The 18,351-nt window shown below is 62.1% G+C and carries 16 protein-coding genes; 9 read left to right on the top strand and 7 right to left on the bottom strand.

Annotated elements, in window-relative coordinates; translation table 11 throughout:
- Nucleotides 1-70: 70 nt before the first annotated feature.
- Nucleotides 71-2,521: a glycogen/starch/alpha-glucan phosphorylase gene (locus tag AC6I6U_RS01510; protein WP_497880326.1), complete on the bottom strand. Its 2,451-nt coding sequence runs from the start codon at nt 2,519-2,521 to the stop codon at nt 71-73.
- A gap of 263 nt (nt 2,522-2,784) precedes the next feature.
- Here AC6I6U_RS01510 and AC6I6U_RS01515 point away from each other — a divergent pair, with 263 nt between their 5' ends.
- A complete protein-coding gene (locus AC6I6U_RS01515; RefSeq protein ID WP_497880327.1) occupies nt 2,785-3,219 on the top strand; it encodes a YkgJ family cysteine cluster protein in 435 nt (144 codons plus the stop codon).
- A gap of 678 nt (nt 3,220-3,897) precedes the next feature.
- Here the strand turns inward: AC6I6U_RS01515 and typA are convergent.
- Entirely contained in the window at nt 3,898-5,718 is a 1,821-nt protein-coding gene (gene typA / locus AC6I6U_RS01520) for a translational GTPase TypA (protein ID WP_497880328.1), read from the bottom strand.
- A gap of 139 nt (nt 5,719-5,857) precedes the next feature.
- Entirely contained in the window at nt 5,858-7,312 is a 1,455-nt protein-coding gene (thiI, locus tag AC6I6U_RS01525) for a tRNA uracil 4-sulfurtransferase ThiI (protein WP_497880329.1), read from the bottom strand.
- A 331-nt stretch (nt 7,313-7,643) separates the two neighbouring features.
- Here thiI and glnA point away from each other — a divergent pair, with 331 nt between their 5' ends.
- The 6 genes from glnA (at nt 7,644) to ntrC (ending at nt 13,802) form a co-directional block, all read left to right on the top strand.
- Nucleotides 7,644-9,050: a type I glutamate--ammonia ligase gene (gene glnA / locus AC6I6U_RS01530; protein WP_497880330.1), complete on the top strand. Its 1,407-nt coding sequence runs from the start codon at nt 7,644-7,646 to the stop codon at nt 9,048-9,050.
- 186 nt (nt 9,051-9,236) lie between these two features.
- A complete protein-coding gene (locus tag AC6I6U_RS01535; protein ID WP_497880331.1) occupies nt 9,237-9,797 on the top strand; it encodes a chorismate mutase in 561 nt (186 codons plus the stop codon).
- A 65-nt stretch (nt 9,798-9,862) separates the two neighbouring features.
- Entirely contained in the window at nt 9,863-10,390 is a 528-nt protein-coding gene (locus AC6I6U_RS01540) for a DUF4124 domain-containing protein (RefSeq protein WP_497880332.1), read from the top strand.
- A gap of 7 nt (nt 10,391-10,397) precedes the next feature.
- On the top strand, nt 10,398-11,036 hold the full coding sequence (locus AC6I6U_RS01545; protein WP_497880333.1) for a DUF4124 domain-containing protein: 639 nt from the start codon (nt 10,398-10,400) through the stop codon (nt 11,034-11,036).
- Between the two features lie 247 nt (nt 11,037-11,283).
- Entirely contained in the window at nt 11,284-12,369 is a 1,086-nt protein-coding gene (gene glnL / locus AC6I6U_RS01550; RefSeq protein WP_497880334.1) for a nitrogen regulation protein NR(II), read from the top strand.
- Entirely contained in the window at nt 12,366-13,802 is a 1,437-nt protein-coding gene (ntrC, locus tag AC6I6U_RS01555; protein ID WP_054057998.1) for a nitrogen regulation protein NR(I), read from the top strand. The genes glnL and ntrC overlap by 4 nt, the downstream gene beginning before the upstream one ends.
- Nucleotides 13,803-14,447: 645 nt before the next feature.
- Here ntrC and AC6I6U_RS01560 read toward each other — a convergent pair.
- The gene (locus AC6I6U_RS01560; protein ID WP_497880335.1) at nt 14,448-14,888 is read right to left on the bottom strand and encodes a hypothetical protein; all 441 of its coding nucleotides are present in this window, start codon (nt 14,886-14,888) and stop codon (nt 14,448-14,450) included.
- Between AC6I6U_RS01560 and AC6I6U_RS01565 the strand changes: the two genes are divergently transcribed.
- Nucleotides 14,887-15,351: a tRNA (cytidine(34)-2'-O)-methyltransferase gene (locus AC6I6U_RS01565; RefSeq protein ID WP_497880336.1), complete on the top strand. Its 465-nt coding sequence runs from the start codon at nt 14,887-14,889 to the stop codon at nt 15,349-15,351. The two genes, AC6I6U_RS01560 and AC6I6U_RS01565, sit on opposite strands and share 2 nt — an antisense overlap.
- Nucleotides 15,352-15,422: 71 nt before the next feature.
- On the opposite strand, the gene secB is transcribed toward AC6I6U_RS01565, so the two are convergent.
- The 3 genes from secB to AC6I6U_RS01580 are packed head-to-tail and all read right to left on the bottom strand — an operon-like array spanning nt 15,423 to nt 16,613.
- Nucleotides 15,423-15,902: a protein-export chaperone SecB gene (gene secB, locus AC6I6U_RS01570; protein WP_497880337.1), complete on the bottom strand. Its 480-nt coding sequence runs from the start codon at nt 15,900-15,902 to the stop codon at nt 15,423-15,425.
- Between the two features lie 41 nt (nt 15,903-15,943).
- The gene (gene grxC, locus AC6I6U_RS01575) at nt 15,944-16,198 is read right to left on the bottom strand and encodes a glutaredoxin 3 (RefSeq protein WP_497880338.1); all 255 of its coding nucleotides are present in this window, start codon (nt 16,196-16,198) and stop codon (nt 15,944-15,946) included.
- Between the two features lies 1 nt (nt 16,199).
- Entirely contained in the window at nt 16,200-16,613 is a 414-nt protein-coding gene (locus AC6I6U_RS01580; RefSeq protein WP_497880339.1) for a rhodanese-like domain-containing protein, read from the bottom strand.
- A 148-nt stretch (nt 16,614-16,761) separates the two neighbouring features.
- On the opposite strand from AC6I6U_RS01580, the gene gpmI reads away from it, so the two are divergent.
- Nucleotides 16,762-18,297 carry a 2,3-bisphosphoglycerate-independent phosphoglycerate mutase gene (gene gpmI, locus AC6I6U_RS01585; RefSeq protein ID WP_497880340.1) on the top strand — a complete coding sequence of 512 codons (1,536 nt, stop codon included), beginning with the start codon at nt 16,762-16,764 and terminating at the stop codon, nt 18,295-18,297.
- Nucleotides 18,298-18,351 lie beyond the last annotated feature (54 nt).

Genomic DNA, 18,351 nt, shown 5'->3' on the forward strand with positions numbered 1-18,351 from the left:
CAGACTGCCGCGTAGTATATCGATCCGGCCCCACCAGAGTGGGGCCGGCCTCACAAGTTATTGCAAAAGATTACTCAAGTGCTTTCCAGATCTCGGTCGCGTATTCACGAATGGTCCGGTCCGAGGAGAACCAGCCCATTCGCGCACTGTTCAGCACGGCAGAACGCCACCATTCCTTGCTGTCGTGCCAGTGCGCCTCGACCTTGCCCTGGGCGGCCCAGTAGGTGTCGAAATCGGCACAGACCAGGAAGCGGTCATGGTCGATCAACGAATCGACCAGGCCGACATACCGCGCCGGATCGTCCGGGGAAAACACCCCGCCACGAATGGCTTGCAGCACGTCGTTGAGCCGATGGGAAGCCGCCACGTCCTGGGCCGCGCTGAACTCGCCGTTGCGCTTGCGCGATTCGACCTGCTGGGCACTGAGGCCGAAGATGAACATGTGTTCCTGACCAACCCGCTCGCACATTTCGACGTTGGCGCCGTCCATCGTGCCGATCGTCAGTGCACCATTGAGGCCGAACTTCATGTTGCTGGTGCCGGAAGCCTCGAAACCGGCAGTTGAAATCTGCTCCGACAGGTCTGCCGCCGGAATGATGCTTTCGGCCAGGCTGACGTTGTAGTTGGGCAGGAACACCACCTTGAGCAGGCCACGCACCGTCGGATCGTTGTTGACCGTGCGGGCGATGTCATTGGTCAGCTTGATGATCAGCTTGGCCTGGTGGTAACTCGCCGCGGCCTTGCCGGCGAAGATCTTCACCCGCGGTACCCAGTCGGTCTCCGGCTCAGCGCGGATCGCCTGGTACAGCGCCACGGTGTGCAGCAGGTTGAGCAACTGGCGCTTGTACTCGTGGATACGCTTGACCTGCACGTCGAACATCGCCGCCGGGTTGACCGCGATACCCAGGCGCTCCTGGATCAACGCCGCCAGGGCACGCTTGCTGTGCAGCCGCTGCTCGGCGAACTGCTTGCGAAACCCGGCCTTCTCGGCGAACGGTTCCAGCCCCAGCAGCAGGTCCTCGGGACGATCGAGCAGTTCCGGGCCGAGCGCACCGACCATCATCTCGGTCAGGCGCGGGTTGGCCTGGTACAACCAGCGGCGGAAGGTCACGCCGTTGGTCTTGTTGTTGATCCGGTCCGGGTAGAGCTTGTGCAACTCGGAGAACACCGTGCTGCGCATCAACTGCGTATGCAGTCCGGACACGCCGTTGACGCTATGGGAACCGAGGAATGCCAGGTTGCCCATGCGCACCCGGCGACCGTTATCCTCTTCGATCAGCGACACCGAGCGCAGCACGTCGAAATCGTGGATGCCCTTGGCCCGCAGTGCATCGATATGCTGGGCGTTGATCAGGTAGATGATCTGCATGTGCCGCGGCAGCATGCGCTCCATCAGGCCCACCGGCCAGGTTTCCAGGGCTTCCGGCAACAGGGTGTGGTTGGTATAGGACAGCGTTTCCACGGTGACCTGCCAAGCCGCATCCCAAGTGACGCCGTGCAGGTCGACCAGTTGCCGCATCAGTTCGGCGACGGCGATCGAAGGGTGGGTATCGTTCAGCTGGATGGCCGCATGTTCGCCGAGGCTGAGCACCGAATCGTGCATGTTCTTGTGCCGCCGCAACAGGTCCTGCAGCGAGGCCGACACGAAGAAATACTCCTGGCGCAGCCGCAGCTCCTGGCCGGCCTCGGTACTGTCCGCCGGGTAGAGCACGCGGGAGATGCTTTCGGCCCGGGCGACTTCGGCCACTGCGCCGAGGTGGTCACCGGCGTTGAAACGTTCCAGGTGCAGCTCTTCCGTAGCACGGGCCCGCCACAGGCGCAGGGTGTTCACGCTGGCGCCACGCCAACCGACCACCGGCGTATCGTAGGCAACCGCCCGCACGGTTTCTCCCGGCCACCAGACCTGCCGGGCCTGGCCGGTCTCGTCATGCACGGTCTCGACGCTGCCGCCAAAGCCCACCGGGTAGATCACCTCGGCCCGCTCGAACTCCCAGGGGTTGCCGAAATCCAGCCAGTTCTCGGTCTGCTCCTGCTGCCAACCGTCGACGACCGCCTGGCGGAACAAGCCGTGCTCGTAGCGGATACCATAGCCATGGCCGGCAATGCCCAGGGTCGACATGCTCTCCATGAAACAGGCCGCCAGGCGCCCCAGGCCACCGTTGCCCAGCGCCGCGTCGGGCTCCAGCAGGCGAATGCGCTCCAGGTCGACGCCGAGGTCCACCAATGCCTCACGGGCGATGTCCAGCAGGCCGAGGTTGCTCAGGCTGTCGTACAGCAGGCGACCGATGAGGAACTCCAGGGAAAGGTAGTAGACCCGCTTCTGGCCCTTGCGATAGATCTGTCGCGTGTGGTCCATCCAGTGCTCGACCATATGGTCGCGGGCGGCCAGGGCAATGGCCTCGAACCAGTCATGGTCGAAGGCATGATCGGGGTCTTTACCCACGGCGTAGGTAAGTTTGGCAAGGACGGCAGCACGAAAGGCAGCCACCTCGGCTTCACGAACAGGCGTTTCCTGAGACATCGATACGACCTCTAGCGAGATGGACGATTTAAAAGGCGAGTTGTCTGAGCCTAGTCGGTTCGACACAAGGCGATGGCTCTGGTTCGTGGTTTTTTCCATGCGGCAGGGGAAAGCTCGATAAATAGGTGACACCGCCAACAGTCGAATGTGTAGACAAATGCCGCGACAAATCGACGATTGTGCGAAAAACCGTCAAAAGGTTGTTCACAAATCCACCAGCCCCGGTATGATCGCGCGCCCGATACGCCCCCGGATGCCACCTGATGAAACCGACCCTGATCGCAGCCGCAGAGCTCGACCGCCTCGAAACCTGGCAGAAGTACTCCAGCCATATGTGCGGGGGCTGCATGTCCAGCTGCTGCACCCTACCCGTGGAAGTGAAGATCAAGGACCTGATCCGCATCGGCATCGTCGATGAATTCGAACGCGGCGAGCCGGCGAAGAACATCGCCAAGCGCCTGCAGAAGGAAGGGATCGTCGAGCGCTACAACCAGAAGTCGGAGATCTTCACCCTGCAGCGCATGAGCAACAACGACTGCCTGTACCTGGACCGCAAGACCCGGCTGTGCACCATCTACGACAAGCGCCCGGACACCTGCCGCAACCATCCCAAGGTCGGCCCGCGTCCCGGCTATTGCGCCTACAAGCCCAAGCCCCAGGAGCGCCAGGCGCCGAGTCGGAACCTGGAACGTTTCTGACCCAGAGACCTGGCATGTAGCACCCCATCCCTTGTGGCGAGCGGGCTTGCCCGCGCTGGGCTGCGCAGCGGCCCTGGGACCTGCCACCACGGTTGCATCAGACACAACGTGCCCACCGGGTTCACGGCTGCCTTGCAGCCGAGCGCAGGCAAGCCTGCTCGCCACACAGCCCCGCTCGAGCATGAAAACGCCCCCGGCCTCCCCGCCATCATGGTGGCGAGCGGGCTTGCCCGCGCTGGGCTGCGCAGCGGCCCTGAAACCTGCCACCACGGTTGCATCAGGCACAACGTGCCCACCGGGTTTACGGCTGCCTTGCAGCCGAGCGCAGGCAAGCCTGCTAGCCACACAGCCCCGTTCGAGCATGAAAACGCCCCCGGCCTCCCCGCCATCATGGTGGCGAGCGGGCTTGCCCGCGCTGGGCTGCGCAGCGGCCCTGAAACCTGCCACCACGGTTGCATCAGGCACAACGTGCCCACCGGGTTCACGGCTGCCTTGCAGCCGAGCTCAGGCAAGCCTGCTCGCCACAGAGTACGGCTCAGCTATGAAGCTCCAGCCTACTTGCAGAGCCCGACTCACTGACAGAACCCAGCCTGCCTGCACATCCCCTTAACACAGGCATAAAAAAACGCCCCCGGCCTTGCGACCGGGGGCGTTTTTCATTCAGCCGGGGCTAGAAGATCAAGCCTTGGCTTTCTTGGCAGCGCGGGTACGCTCGCCTTCGTCCAGGATCTTCTTGCGCAGGCGGATCGACTTCGGCGTGACTTCGCACAGCTCGTCGTCCTGGATGAATTCCAGGGCCTGTTCCAGAGTGTGGCGAACCGGCGGAACCAGGGCGATGGTTTCGTCTTTACCCGAAGCACGCATGTTGTCGAGCTTCTTGCCCTTGGTCGGGTTGACGCCCAGGTCGTTGTCACGGCTGTTCAGACCGATGATCTGACCGTTGTAGATCTCCTGGCCGTGCTCGACGAACAGCTTGCCGCGCGCCTGCAGGGTTTCCAGGGAGTAGGTCAGGGCCTTGCCGGTTTCTACCGATACCAGAACACCGTTCAGGCGGCCGGACATGTGGCCGGACTTCATGGTGTCGTAGCGATCGAAGATCGAGGTCAGGATGCCCGCACCGTTGGTCAGGGTCAGGAACTGGTTACGGAAACCGATCAGACCACGTGCTGGAATGTTGTATTCCAGACGGACACGGCCCTTGCCATCCGGCGCCATGTTGGTCAGGTCGCCCTTACGCAGGCCCATCTCTTCCATGACCTTGCCCTGGGATTCTTCAGGGATGTCGATGGTGACGTTTTCGAACGGTTCCTGTTTGGTGCCGTTCACTTCGCGGATGATCACTTCAGGACGGCCCACGGCCATCTCGAAGCCTTCGCGACGCATGGTTTCGATCAGAACCGACAGGTGCAGCTCACCACGGCCGGAAACCTTGAACTTGTCAGCCGAGTCGCCTTCTTCAACGCGCAGTGCCACGTTGTACAGCAGCTCCTTGTCCAGACGCTCCTTGATGTTACGGGAGGTCACGAACTTGCCTTCCTTGCCGCAGAATGGCGAGTCGTTGACCTGGAAGGTCATGGAAACGGTTGGCTCGTCAACGGTCAGCGGCTTCATCGCTTCAACGTTGTTCATGTCGCACAGGGTGTCGGAGATGAACAGCTCGTCGAAACCGCTGATGCAGACGATGTCACCGGCAGCAGCTTCTTCAACGTCGACACGGTGCAGGCCGTGGTGACCCATCAGCTTCAGGATACGACCGTTGCGCTTCTTGCCGTCGACGTCGATCGCCACCACCGGGGTGTTTGGCTTGACGCGACCGCGAGCGATACGGCCAACACCGATCACGCCGAGGAAGCTGTTGTAGTCCAGGGCGGAGATCTGCATCTGGAACGGACCGTCACGGTCAACCGACGGCGCAGGTACGTTGTCGACGATCGACTGGTACAGCGGAGTCATGTCTTCGGCCATGTCGGTGTGGTCCAGGCCGGCGATGCCGTTCAGGGCCGAGGCGTAGACGACCTTGAAGTCCAGCTGTTCGTCGGTGGCACCCAGGTTGTCGAACAGGTCGAAGATCTGGTCCAGAACCCAGTCAGGACGCGCGCCCGGACGGTCGACCTTGTTGATCACAACGATCGGCTTCAGACCGGCTTCGAACGCCTTCTTGGTCACGAAGCGGGTTTGCGGCATAGGGCCGTCCTGGGCGTCGACCAGCAGCAGCACGGAGTCGACCATCGACATTACGCGCTCAACCTCGCCACCGAAGTCGGCGTGGCCGGGGGTGTCGACGATGTTGATGTGGTAGCCGTTCCAGTTGATGGCGGTGTTTTTCGCCAGAATGGTAATGCCGCGCTCTTTTTCCTGGTCGTTGGAGTCCATCACGCGCTCGTCGTTGAGCTCGTTGCGCTCCAGGGTGCCGGATTGACGCAGCAGTTTGTCAACCAGGGTGGTCTTGCCATGGTCAACGTGGGCGATGATGGCGATGTTGCGTAGATTTTCGATCACTTGTGTATCTCGATCAGAGGATTCGGTGTGCTGACAAGTCTTGGCAGCGATTGACGGTAGTGTCCGGCGTGGCCGTTACAGCTTGACGGCGGCGTCGGGGGGCCGGTGACGCAGGCCACAGGCAAACAGCCCCGGGCACTTAGCTCGGTCGATAAACGCGCACATTGGCATGCCCCTCACTGAGCAAATGGTGGGCATGCAGGCGACTCATCACGCCTTTGTCGCAATACAACAGGTACTGGCGAGTAGGGTCCAGTTCCTTGAAACGAGCATTCAGTGCATAGAACGGCATCGTTTGTACCTCGATGCCAGCCAGTTCCAGCGGCTCATCGTCCTGGGCATCCGGGTGACGGATGTCGATGACGATATGGCCCGCCAGCGCCTCGCTGACTTCTTCGATCTGCAGATCCTGGCCCAGTTCGTCGATCACATGATCGATCGAGACCAGCTTGGCGCGCTCGAGCGCACGCTCGAGGATCGCCATGTCGAATTCTTTCTCTTCGTGCTCCACGCGGTAGCGCTTGGCGTTGGTCTTGGGATTGACCGAAATCACCCCGCAGTACTCAGGCATGTGCCGGGCGAAGTTGCCGGTACCGATCTGGTCGGCCAGGTCGATGATGTCCTGCTTGTGGCTGGCGATCAGCGGGCGGATCACCAGCTTGTCGGTCACGCAGTCGATCACCGACAGGTTCGGCAGCGTCTGGCTGGACACCTGGGAAATCGCCTCGCCGGTGACCAGCGCGTCGATGTGCAGCCGCTCAGCCATCGCCGAAGCCGCCCGCAACATCATACGCTTCAATACTACGCCCATATGACCGTTATCGACTTTACCGAGAATTTCTCCCAGCACTTCCTCGAACGGCACGCTGATGAACAGCACGCGATGGGAGCTGCCGTACTTCTTCCACAGGTAGTGGGCGACTTCCATCACCCCCAGCTCGTGGGCGCGGCCACCCAGGTTGAAGAAGCAGAAGTGGGTCATCAGGCCGCGACGCATCATCTGGTAGGCGGCCACGGTGGAGTCGAAGCCACCGGACATCAGCGTCACGGTCTGCTCCACCGAGCCCAGCGGGAAACCGCCGAGGCCTTCGTGCTGGCCGTGGATGACGAACAACCGCTGGTCGCGAATCTCGATCCGCACCTCGATTTCCGGATCCTTCAGGGAAATCCCCGCCGCGCCGCATTCACGCCGCAGGCGACTGCCAACGTGCTTTTCGACATCCATCGAACTGAAGCTGTGCTTGCCACCGCGCTTGCAACGCACCGAGAAGATCTTGCCCGGCAGCACATCAGCGTAGTGCTGCAGGCATTTGGCGGTGATGTCGTCGAAGTCGCCCAGCGGGTATTCGTCGACCTGCAGCAGGTGCGCGATACCCGGCGTGCAGCACAGGCGCTCCTTGAACTCGTGCAACGCCTTCGGATCGGTCAGCGCGGTTTCCAGCTCGAGGTTGTCCCACACGCCATTCACCACCACGGCCGGGTCCAGGTCCTTGAGCACGGCACGGATGTTCTTCGCCAACTGACGAATGAAGCGCGTCCGCACCGGACGGCTCTTGATGGTGATTTCGGGGAAGACTTTTACGATTAGTTTCATGAAAACAGCGCGCGACGGGCCGGCCGAAAAAGTGGGGCGCGGATTATAGCGGAAATTGCTCAAGGTTTGACCAGTTATTGTACAGACGGTTTTCATCGCACCAAAAAGGGTCGTATTGACATTTTTTGGCACCACAAAGGTGCGATATGCGCCCTGAAATTCTCCTATGCTGGCTGGAACGCTTGAGATTGGGGCAAAAAACCCATGACGGGGCACTGGCATGCAATTTGCTCCCTTGTGAGGCAGGTTGCCTTGGCCGAGTATTCGCGCCGGCATCACTACTATTTCAGGGCTACTCCAACACCCAGCCCGAAGCCACCCGGAGGACACCATGTCGAAGTCGGTTCAACTCATCAAAGATCATGACGTTAAATGGATTGATCTGCGCTTCACGGACACCAAAGGTACTCAGCACCACGTGACCATGCCGGCTCGCGATGCGCTGGACGACGATTTCTTCGAAATCGGCAAGATGTTCGATGGCTCCTCCATCGCTGGCTGGAAAGGCATCGAAGCCTCCGACATGATCCTGATGCCGGACGACAGCACCGCCGTGCTCGACCCGTTCACCGAAGAGCCGACCCTGATCCTGGTCTGCGACGTGATCGAACCTTCGACCATGCAGGGCTACGACCGCGACCCACGTGCAATCGCCCGTCGCGCCGAGGAATACCTGAAGTCCACCGGTATCGGCGACACCGCCTTCTTCGGTCCTGAGCCTGAGTTCTTCATCTTCGACTCGGTGAAATTCAAGTCCGACATTTCCGGTTCGATGTTCAAGATCTTCTCCGAACAGGGTTCGTGGATGTCCGACCAGGACGTGGAAGGCGGCAACAAGGGCCACCGTCCAGGCGTGAAAGGCGGCTACTTCCCGGTTCCACCGTTCGACCACGACCACGAAATCCGTACTTCCATGTGCAACGCGCTGGAAGAAATGGGCCAGACCGTCGAAGTTCACCACCACGAAGTGGCGACTGCCGGCCAGAACGAAATCGGTGTGAAGTTCAACACCCTGGTTGCCAAGGCTGACGAAGTCCAGACCCTGAAGTATGTCGTGCACAACGTGGCTGACGCCTACGGCCGCACCGCTACCTTCATGCCGAAGCCACTGTACGGCGACAACGGCTCGGGCATGCACGTTCACGTTTCCATCTCCAAGGAAGGCAAGAACACCTTCTCTGGCGAAGGTTATGCCGGCCTGTCCGACACCGCCCTGTACTTCATCGGCGGTATCATCAAGCACGGCAAGGCCCTGAACGGCTTCACCAACCCTTCGACCAACTCCTACAAGCGTCTGGTCCCAGGCTTCGAAGCTCCAGTAATGCTGGCCTACTCGGCTCGCAACCGTTCCGCCTCGATCCGCATTCCTTACGTCAACAGCCCCAAGGCTCGTCGTATCGAAGCTCGTTTCCCGGACCCGGCTGCCAACCCATACCTGGCCTTCGCTGCCCTGATGATGGCGGGCCTGGACGGTATCCAGAACAAGATCCACCCAGGCGACGCTGCCGACAAGAACCTGTACGACCTGCCGCCTGAAGAGGCCAAGGAAATCCCACAGGTTTGCGGTAGCCTGAAAGAAGCCCTGGAAGAACTGGACAAGGGCCGTGCGTTCCTGACCAAGGGCGGCGTGTTCAGCGACGACTTCATCGATGCCTATATCGAGCTGAAGAGCGAAGAAGAAATCAAGGTACGTACCTTCGTACACCCACTGGAGTACGAGCTGTACTACAGCTGCTGATCCGGTCGCGTCTGCCCGCGCAGGCGTAGCTTGAGCAAGCGCCCCGTCTCGAAAGAGACGGGGCGTTTTCATGTGCGCTACAAAAACCGGACACCCGCGGTTTTTCATGAAAATGCGCTGGCGCTGGCATGGCCTTGTGACGTTAACTCTGGCCCCTGCCCCGCCACCGGAAAGTCGAAGCCCGCCATGTCGCCGAAAAACCGCATCGCCAGCCTGCTGCTAGCCACCTGCCTGAGTACCAGCGCGCTGGCCGCCAATCCACCCGCCCCGGATAGCCTGGGCCCGCTGCTGCAGACCATCAGCGAACGCCTGACCATCGCCAACCAGGTGGCCCTGACCAAATGGGACAGCGGCAAGCCGGTCGAGGACATCACGCGCGAACAGCAGGTGATCGCCAACGCCCAGCAACAGGCGCAAACCTATCAGCTCAAGCCGGATGAGATCGGCCCGTTCGTTGCGGCCCAGATCGAAGCCAACAAGCTGGTGCAATACGCCCTGCTGGCCAAATGGCGGAGCGCCGGCAAGGCGCCGGTGATCGCCAGACCCGACCTGGTCACGCAGATCCGCCCCGTGATGGACCAGTTGCAGATCAAGCTGCTGCAGCATTACGCCGCGTTCGCCCCCTATCGGCAGGATCCGCACTGCCCGGCGTGGCTGACCCAGGCACGCCGTGACCTGGCCTCCGACAGCATCCACGACCTGGCCCTGGTACGCGCCGTGGGCGAATTGTGCCTGCGCACACAGTGAAAGGAGCGACGGTTCTGCTCTATGCTGACAGCTTATCACGATCAGCACGTTCACCGGGAGCCGTCATGGGTCGACCCCTGCTCTATCTGCTGCTGGCCTTCACCCTGCCGGTGTCGGCGCAGATCTACAAGTACACCGATGCCAATGGCAACACCGCCTACAGCAGCCAGCCGCCCGACGGCACGGCCGCCCAGACCGTGGAGTTGCCACCGCTCAACAGCGTCGAGACGCAGAAGCCGGGCACCCCGACGCCGATCCGGCCTGCCATCGCCCCAACCACGGGCACACAGGAAACCGCAGCACCCTACAACGTGTTCGAACTGACGGACATCCCGACCGAGGAAGCCCTGCGCGCCAACAACGGCACCTTCACCGTCGGCGTGAAGATCGAGCCGCGCCTGCAACGCCAGCACCTGTTGCGACTGGTACTCGACGGCACGCCCTATGGCCAGCCGAGCAATGTCCCGCGCCTGCAACTGGTGAACGTCGACCGTGGCGAGCACACCCTCGGCGTGCAGGCCCTGGAAGGCGAGAAGGTGGTGCAGCAGAGCCCTGTCGTGCCGTTCACCGTGCAACGGGTACACAAGCCTTGAGCCGTTCATGACTCGACCGTTCATTCGAGCCCTGGGCCTGGCATTGCCGCTCGTTGCCCTGCCAGCAGCGGCCGAGGTCTACACCTACATAGACAGCCAGGGTAACCGGGTCTTCACCGACCAGCCCCACAAGGGGGCGACACGCGTGCCGCTGGCGCCGAGCAACCGCATGCCGGCCAATCCCCGCAGCCAACCGACGAGACCTACCGCCAGCAAGGCCAACCCCGGCCCCGGCCCGATCTTCCACTACCAGATGGTCCGCGTCCTGGTACCCGACCCGGACGCCACGGTTCGCAGTGCCGAGGGTAACCTGATCGTCAGCGTCACCAGCGAGCCCGGCTTGCAGGCCGGTCACGGCTACCGCCTGCTGCTGGATGGCAAGCCCACCGGGGAGGCCGGCACCAGCCCGGTGTTCGCCCTGGAGAATATCGACCGCGGCACCCACCAGCTTGCCGTGGAAATCCTCGACGACCAGGGCCGCATTGCCGAGCGCACCGCCAACCAGCCATTCCACATGGTGCGCATGTCCCTCAACCAGAAACGCCAGGCCCAACCCTGCCAACTGGCCGAGTACGGCCAGCGGCCAGAATGCCCGCTGGCGGACAAACCCGAGGAAGAAAAAAGCAGCATCCTGCCGTTTCTGTAGCTCGGAACACAAAAGCACCAAATCAGTGCACTAAACTACCCTTCTATCCGGCGCCGAGCCCATTTTGGTTCGAAATGACCCGCCATAGCCCGAAGAACGCCACTCAATCGAGCCTGAAACGCCCATTTCAGGCCGTTTGCGCTTCTTTTCGGAGCCTTGGTTTGGTTTTTGCATTTTCCCGATATCGGCGCCTTGTTCGCGCGCAAACGGGACCACCCCCGTTTGACATGCTCCAAAAGAGGTCCCCATGACCATCAGCGACGCCCTGCACAGACTGTTACTGGACAACCTGACCACCGCGACCATCCTGCTCAATGCCGACTTGCGCCTCGAGTACATGAACCCCGCGGCCGAAATGTTGCTCGCCATCAGCGGCCAGCGCAGCCATGGTCAATTCATCAGCGAGCTGTTCACAGAGTCGACCGAAGCGCTGAACTCCCTGCGCCAGGCAGTCGAGCAAGCGCATCCGTTCACCAAGCGCGAAGCCATGCTGACCGCCCTGACCGGCCAGACCCTGACCGTCGACTATGCCGTGACACCCATCCTCAGCCAGGGCGAAACCCTGCTGCTACTGGAGGTCCACCCCCGCGACCGGCTGCTGCGCATCACCAAGGAGGAGGCCCAGCTGTCCAAGCAGGAAACCACCAAGATGCTGGTGCGCGGCCTCGCCCACGAGATCAAGAACCCCCTCGGCGGGATTCGCGGCGCCGCCCAGTTGCTGTCCCGCGAGCTGCCGGAAGAAAGCCTCAAGGACTACACCAACGTCATCATCGAGGAAGCCGACCGCCTGCGGAATCTGGTGGATCGCATGCTCGGCTCGAACAAGCTGCCATCACTGGCCATGACCAACGTCCACGAAGTGCTGGAGCGAGTCTGCAGCCTGGTGGAGGCCGAGAGCCAGGGCTGCATCACCCTGGTGCGCGACTACGATCCGAGCATCCCCGACCTGCTGATCGACCGCGAGCAGATGATCCAGGCCGTGCTCAATATCGTGCGCAACGCCATGCAGGCCATCAGCAGCCAGAACGAGCTGCGCCTGGGCCGCATCAGCCTGCGCACCCGGGCCATCCGCCAGTTCACCATCGGCCACGTGCGCCATCGCCTGGTGACCAAGATCGAGATCATCGACAACGGTCCGGGCATTCCTGCCGAACTTCAGGAAACCATCTTCTATCCAATGGTCAGCGGTCGCCCCGACGGTACCGGGCTGGGCCTGGCCATTACCCAGAACATCATCAGCCAGCATCAGGGCCTGATCGAGTGCGATAGCCATCCCGGCCACACCACATTCTCGATCTTCCTGCCCCTGGAACAAGGAGCCACATCGACATGAGCCGTAGTGAAACCGTGTGGATCGTCGATGACGACCGTTCTATCCGTTGGGTCCTGGAAAAAGCCCTGCAACAGGAAGGCATGACCACCCAGAGCTTCGACAGTGCCGATGGCGTGATGAGCCGCCTGGCCCGCCAGCAGCCGGACGTGATCATCTCCGACATCCGCATGCCCGGCGCCAGTGGCCTGGACCTGCTGGCGCGGATTCGCGAGCAGCACCCGCGCCTGCCGGTGATCATCATGACCGCTCATTCCGACCTGGACAGCGCTGTCGCGTCCTACCAGGGCGGAGCCTTCGAATACCTGCCCAAGCCGTTCGATGTCGACGAGGCGGTCTCGCTGGTCAAGCGCGCCAACCAGCACGCCCAGGAGCAACAGGGCCTGGATGCACCGCCGACACTGACTCGCACCCCGGAGATCATCGGTGAAGCACCGGCGATGCAGGAAGTGTTTCGGGCGATCGGTCGCCTGAGCCACTCGAACATCACCGTGCTGATCAACGGCGAATCCGGTACCGGCAAGGAGCTGGTCGCCCACGCCCTGCACCGCCACAGCCCACGGGCCGCATCGCCGTTCATCGCATTGAACATGGCGGCGATTCCCAAGGACCTGATGGAGTCGGAGCTGTTCGGCCACGAGAAGGGCGCCTTCACCGGCGCGGCCAACCTGCGCCGCGGACGCTTCGAACAGGCCGACGGCGGCACGCTGTTTCTCGACGAGATCGGCGATATGCCAGCGGATACCCAGACCCGTCTGCTGCGAGTGCTGGCGGACGGCGAGTTCTACCGGGTCGGCGGGCATACGCCGGTCAAGGTCGACGTGCGGATCATCGCCGCGACCCACCAGAACCTGGAAACCCTGGTGCACGCCGGTAAGTTCCGCGAAGACCTGTTCCACCGCCTGAACGTGATTCGCATCCATATCCCGCGGCTGTCGGACCGGCGCGAGGATATTCCGACCCTGGCCAAGCACTTCCTCGGCCGGGCGGCACAGGAGCTGTCGGTGGAGCCCAAACTGCTGAAGCCGGAAACCGAGGAATACCTGAAGAACCTGCCCTGGCCGGGCAACGTACGCCAGTTGGAGAACACCTGCCGCTGGATCACGGTCATGGCTTCCGGCCGCGAGGTGCACATCAGCGACCTGCCGCCAGAGCTGCTGAACCTGCCCCAGGATTCGGCGCCAGTCACCAACTGGGAGCAGGCCCTGCGCCAATGGGCCGACCAGGCGCTGGCCCGCGGCCAGTCGAGCCTGCTCGACAGCGCCGTACCGAGCTTCGAGCGGATCATGATCGAGACGGCGCTCAAGCACACCGCCGGCCGCCGCCGCGACGCCGCCGTGCTGCTGGGCTGGGGCCGCAATACCTTGACCCGCAAGATCAAGGAGCTGGGCATGAAGGTCGACGGCGGTGACGACGAGGACAGCGAAGAAGCCTGAGCCCCGCCGCATCGGACAAAGCCCTCGACAGCCTGGCTGCCGAGGGCTTTTTATTGGTGGGAGCAAAGAGGAACACGGCTTGCTCCGTAACCTTGTGGGAGCCGGCTTGCTGCGGGCGGCGTTCCGACGATCCGCCGCAGGCGGCCATCCACCTACGCACCACGAGAATGCACCCTGACCCGTCATCGGGCAGCCTTCAGAGCCGCCTGCCTTCCAGCACACCAAGCACCTTACCGGGAAGCGCCCCGGATTCCGGGGCCTACAGCCGCTTCAGGAAAATTCCCCACACAACCTGAAGCACTTTTTCCAAAACTGGCACGCCCTCTGCAATAACCCCTGCATCACCCAGTTTTGGGGGCCCTGGTACAGGCAGGCCAGGGAATCCCCTTCTTTACATCCGGGACTCATACCGCTCAGAGCGACGAGTCCCACAGGTTTTGGGGACCCCGGTACAGGCAGGCCGGGAATCCCCATCTTTGACCCGGAAGGCACTCCACCCAGAGTGACCATTCCCAGCCGTTTCGGGGACCTCGGTACAGGCAGGCCGAGAATCCCCTCTTTAACAGCCGGGCTCATACCGCTGATAGCGACGAGCCCCGAACCGTTCAGGGAGCTTTGGTACAGGCAGGCCGGAGATTCCCTCTTTTATTCTTCACGGAGATTGATCGCCAATCTCCAGCGCCCATCGACCTTGGCCCCAGCCCACTCGCCACGCAACGGCCGGGCGGCCACCAACGTCAGCAGCACCCCCTGGTCGGTCAGGCGCACACGCCAGTTGGCGTCCTTGCCGGCGATCTTCAGGCGGCCGCCCTGGGCCTTGCCCTCGGCATCGAACAACAGCGCCACGGTACCGTCCACCCGCTCGCCATGGACCTTCGGCTCGCTGGAAAACCACACCACCAGCGCGTCGTCCGCCGCATCGACCTGCTGCAACTGTGCCGGCTCGGGATTGGTCAGGCGACCGATCATCAACCCCACCATCAACCCGAAAATCGCCAGGGAGCCCATCACCCGCAGCATTAGCTTCGGTCGCGAGCCCTCTTCGGGAGTAGAATGCTGCTCATCTTCATCTTCGGAGCCGTGCATGTTTCACGTCATCCTTTTTCAACCAGAAATTCCGCCGAATACCGGCAACGTTATCAGGCTGTGCGCCAATAGCGGCTGCCATCTGCATTTGATCGAACCCATCGGATTCGAACTGGATGACAAGCGCCTGCGTCGCGCCGGCCTGGACTACCACGAATATGCCACGCTCAAGGTCCACCCGGACCTGGCCAGCTGCCTGGAAAGCCTGGGGCATCCACGCCTGTTCGCCTTCACCACCAAGGGCTCGCGGCCGTTCCACGATACCCGGTTCGCCGAGGGCGATGCCTTTATCTTCGGCCCGGAAAGCCGCGGGCTACCGGCCGAGGTGCTCGACAGCCTGCCGGGCGAACACCGCCTGCGCCTGCCAATGCGCGAAGGCTGCCGCAGCCTGAACCTGTCCAACACCGTCGCGGTGGCGGTCTACGAGGGCTGGCGCCAGTTGGGATTCGGCGGAGCCGTCTAAAGCTGCACCGCATAAAAAAAGCGCCGCAAAGGCGCTTTTTTCATTTGTGTGCGATGCACACAGCGATGTCCTTACTGGACAGTCGCCGAACCTTCCTGCTGCAGGCGCTGCACTTCCTGCGCATACAGCGCGTCGAAGTTCACCGGAGCCAGCATCAGTGCCGGGAACGAACCACGGGTCACCAGGCTGTCCAGCGCTTCACGAGCGTACGGGAACAGGATGTTCGGGCAGAACGCGCCCAGGGTGTGGCTCATCGAAGCCTCGTCGAGGTTCTTGATCAGGAAGATACCTGCCTGCTGAACTTCGGCGATGAAGGCAACTTCTTCACCATTCTTGACGGTCACCGACAGGGTCAGCACCACTTCGTGGAAGTCGCCTTCCAGGGCTTTCTGGCGGGTGTTCAGGTCCAGGCCGACGCTCGGCTCCCACTGCTGGCGGAAGATCGCCGGGCTTTTCGGAGCTTCGAAGGACAGGTCACGCACGTAGATGCGCTGCAGGGAGAATTGCGGTTGGCTTTCTTCGTCGGCAGCGGTGTTCTGTTGGTCAGTCATGGCAGATCCTTCTTGATCTTCGGGTCTTTAGGGTTTCAGAGTCAGACGTTGAGCAACGCGTCGAGTTTACCGGCGCGCTCAAGAGCGTACAGGTCGTCGCAACCACCGATGTGCTGGCTGCCGATCCAGATCTGCGGCACGGACGTGCGCCCCGCCTTGTGCGCCATCTCGGCGCGCACCTGGGGCTTGCCATCGACCTTGATCTCCTGGAAGGCGACCTGCTTGCTCGCCAGCAGATGCTTGGCGCGCGAGCAATAGGGGCAATAGTCACTGGAATAGACGACAACCTGGGTCATATCACTTCACCAATGGCAGGTTGTCGGCTTTCCAACTGGAAATACCGCCGGACAGCTTGGCCGCAGTGAAGCCGGACTTGAGCAGTTCGCGGGCATGAGTCCCGGAGTGCTGGCCCTGGGCGTCGACCAGAATCAGGGTCTTGGCCTTGTGCTTTTCCAGTTCGCCGACGCGCGCCATCAGCTTGTCCTGGGGAATGTTCAGGGAACCGACGATATGGCCGGCGGCAAAGTCCTTGCTCGGGCGCAGGTCGATCACCACGGCCTGGTCCTTGTTGACCAGCGCAGTCAGTTGCGCGGTGCTCAGGCTCGCGCCACCACGGCTCGCCTCGTGGGCGATCAGCAGGGCCAGCAGCAGGACGAAGGCGCCGGTCAACAGGTAGTGGTTAGTGGCAAATGCAATCAGGTGATCGACCATCAGGAGGTTCCAGGGCGTTAAAATGTCGGCCAGTATACACAGCCGTCAAGGTCGGCCAAACCCCGCCCGGCGGTGACTGCGTTTGAACTTGCCATTAAACTGCGACTCTTTTTTCCATGTTCTTTCAATCCAGCCGCGAGTGGGATCTATGACTGCCACGCCTAAACCTTTGGTCCTGATCATCCTGGATGGCTTCGGTCACAGCGAGAGCCAGGACTACAACGCCGTCTATTCGGCGAAGAAACCGGTGCTCGACCGCCTCACCGCAAGCATGCCCAACGGCCTGATCTCGGGCTCCGGCATGGATGTGGGCCTGCCGGACGGTCAGATGGGCAACTCGGAAGTTGGCCACATGAACCTCGGCGCCGGTCGCGTGGTGTACCAGGATTTCACCCGCGTCACCAAGGCGATCCGCGACGGCGAGTTCTTCGAGAACCCGACCATCTGCAAGGCTGTGGACCAGGCCGTGGCCGCCGACAAGGCGGTGCATATCCTCGGCCTGCTGTCTGACGGCGGCGTGCACAGCCACCAGGATCACCTGGTGGCCATGGCCGAACTGGCGTTCAAGCGCGGCGCACAGAAAATCTACCTGCACGCCTTCCTCGACGGCCGCGACACCCCGCCCAAGAGCGCCGAGTCATCGATCGAGCTGCTGGATGAAACCTTCCGCACCCTGGGCAAGGGCCGTATCGCCAGCCTGATCGGCCGTTACTTCGCCATGGACCGCGACAACCGCTGGGACCGTGTGGCCCAGGCCTACAACCTGATCGTCGACGGCCAGGCCGAATTCCAGGCCGCCACTGCCCAGGAGGGCCTGCAGGCCGCGTACGGGCGCGGTGAAAGCGACGAATTCGTCAAGGCCACAAGCATTGGCGAGCAGGTCAAGGTCGAAGATGGCGACGCCGTGGTGTTCATGAACTTCCGTGCCGACCGTGCCCGCGAACTGAGCCGGGTGTTCGTCGAAGACGGCTTCAAGGAATTCGAACGTGCCCGCCAGCCCAAGCTGGCCGGTTTCGTCATGCTGACCCAGTATGCCGCCAGCATTCCCGCGCCATCGGCCTTCGCGCCGGGCAGCCTGGAAAACGTGCTGGGCGACTACCTGGCGAAAAACGGCAAGACCCAGTTGCGGATCGCCGAGACCGAAAAGTACGCCCACGTGACCTTCTTCTTCTCCGGCGGACGCGAAGAACCGTTCCCGGGCGAGGAGCGCATCCTGATCCCGTCGCCGAAAGTCGCCACCTACGACCTGCAACCGGAGATGAGCGCACCGGAGGTCACCGACCGGATAGTCGATGCCATCGAAAACCAGCGCTATGACGTGATCGTGGTCAACTACGCAAACGGCGATATGGTCGGCCACAGCGGCGTGTTCGATGCGGCCGTCAAGGCCGTGGAATGCCTGGATTTGTGCGTAGGACGAATCGTCGATGCCCTGGAAAAGGTCGGCGGCGAGGCGCTGATCACCGCCGACCACGGCAACGTCGAACAGATGGAAGACGAGTGCACCGGCCAGGCCCACACCGCCCACACCACTGAGCCGGTGCCGTTCATCTACTACGGCAAGCGCGACCTGAAAGTCCGTGAAGGCGGCGTGCTGGCGGACGTGGCGCCGACCATGCTCAAGCTGCTGGGCCTGAAACAGCCCGAAGAGATGACCGGTACTTCGATCCTGACTGACCGTTAAAAGCTGAAAATCGGGCCGGCAGCGTGCTGTCGGCCTACCTCTTTATCGGAAACG

This window comes from Pseudomonas sp. UTLPPB19802, from assembly GCF_059730225.1.

Coding starts and splice junctions, on each gene's coding strand:
- ntrC (WP_054057998.1), top strand. CDS start 12,366: ATGAGCCGTAGTGAAACCGTGTGGATCGTCGATGACGACCGTTCTATC.
- AC6I6U_RS01515 (WP_497880327.1), top strand. CDS start 2,785: ATGAAACCGACCCTGATCGCAGCCGCAGAGCTCGACCGCCTCGAAACC.
- glnA (WP_497880330.1), top strand. CDS start 7,644: ATGTCGAAGTCGGTTCAACTCATCAAAGATCATGACGTTAAATGGATT.
- AC6I6U_RS01540 (WP_497880332.1), top strand. CDS start 9,863: ATGGGTCGACCCCTGCTCTATCTGCTGCTGGCCTTCACCCTGCCGGTG.
- AC6I6U_RS01545 (WP_497880333.1), top strand. CDS start 10,398: ATGACTCGACCGTTCATTCGAGCCCTGGGCCTGGCATTGCCGCTCGTT.
- secB (WP_497880337.1), bottom strand. CDS start 15,902: ATGACTGACCAACAGAACACCGCTGCCGACGAAGAAAGCCAACCGCAA.
- AC6I6U_RS01560 (WP_497880335.1), bottom strand. CDS start 14,888: ATGCACGGCTCCGAAGATGAAGATGAGCAGCATTCTACTCCCGAAGAG.
- AC6I6U_RS01510 (WP_497880326.1), bottom strand. CDS start 2,521: ATGTCTCAGGAAACGCCTGTTCGTGAAGCCGAGGTGGCTGCCTTTCGT.
- grxC (WP_497880338.1), bottom strand. CDS start 16,198: ATGACCCAGGTTGTCGTCTATTCCAGTGACTATTGCCCCTATTGCTCG.
- AC6I6U_RS01580 (WP_497880339.1), bottom strand. CDS start 16,613: ATGGTCGATCACCTGATTGCATTTGCCACTAACCACTACCTGTTGACC.
- AC6I6U_RS01565 (WP_497880336.1), top strand. CDS start 14,887: ATGTTTCACGTCATCCTTTTTCAACCAGAAATTCCGCCGAATACCGGC.
- glnL (WP_497880334.1), top strand. CDS start 11,284: ATGACCATCAGCGACGCCCTGCACAGACTGTTACTGGACAACCTGACC.
- AC6I6U_RS01535 (WP_497880331.1), top strand. CDS start 9,237: ATGTCGCCGAAAAACCGCATCGCCAGCCTGCTGCTAGCCACCTGCCTG.
- thiI (WP_497880329.1), bottom strand. CDS start 7,312: ATGAAACTAATCGTAAAAGTCTTCCCCGAAATCACCATCAAGAGCCGT.
- gpmI (WP_497880340.1), top strand. CDS start 16,762: ATGACTGCCACGCCTAAACCTTTGGTCCTGATCATCCTGGATGGCTTC.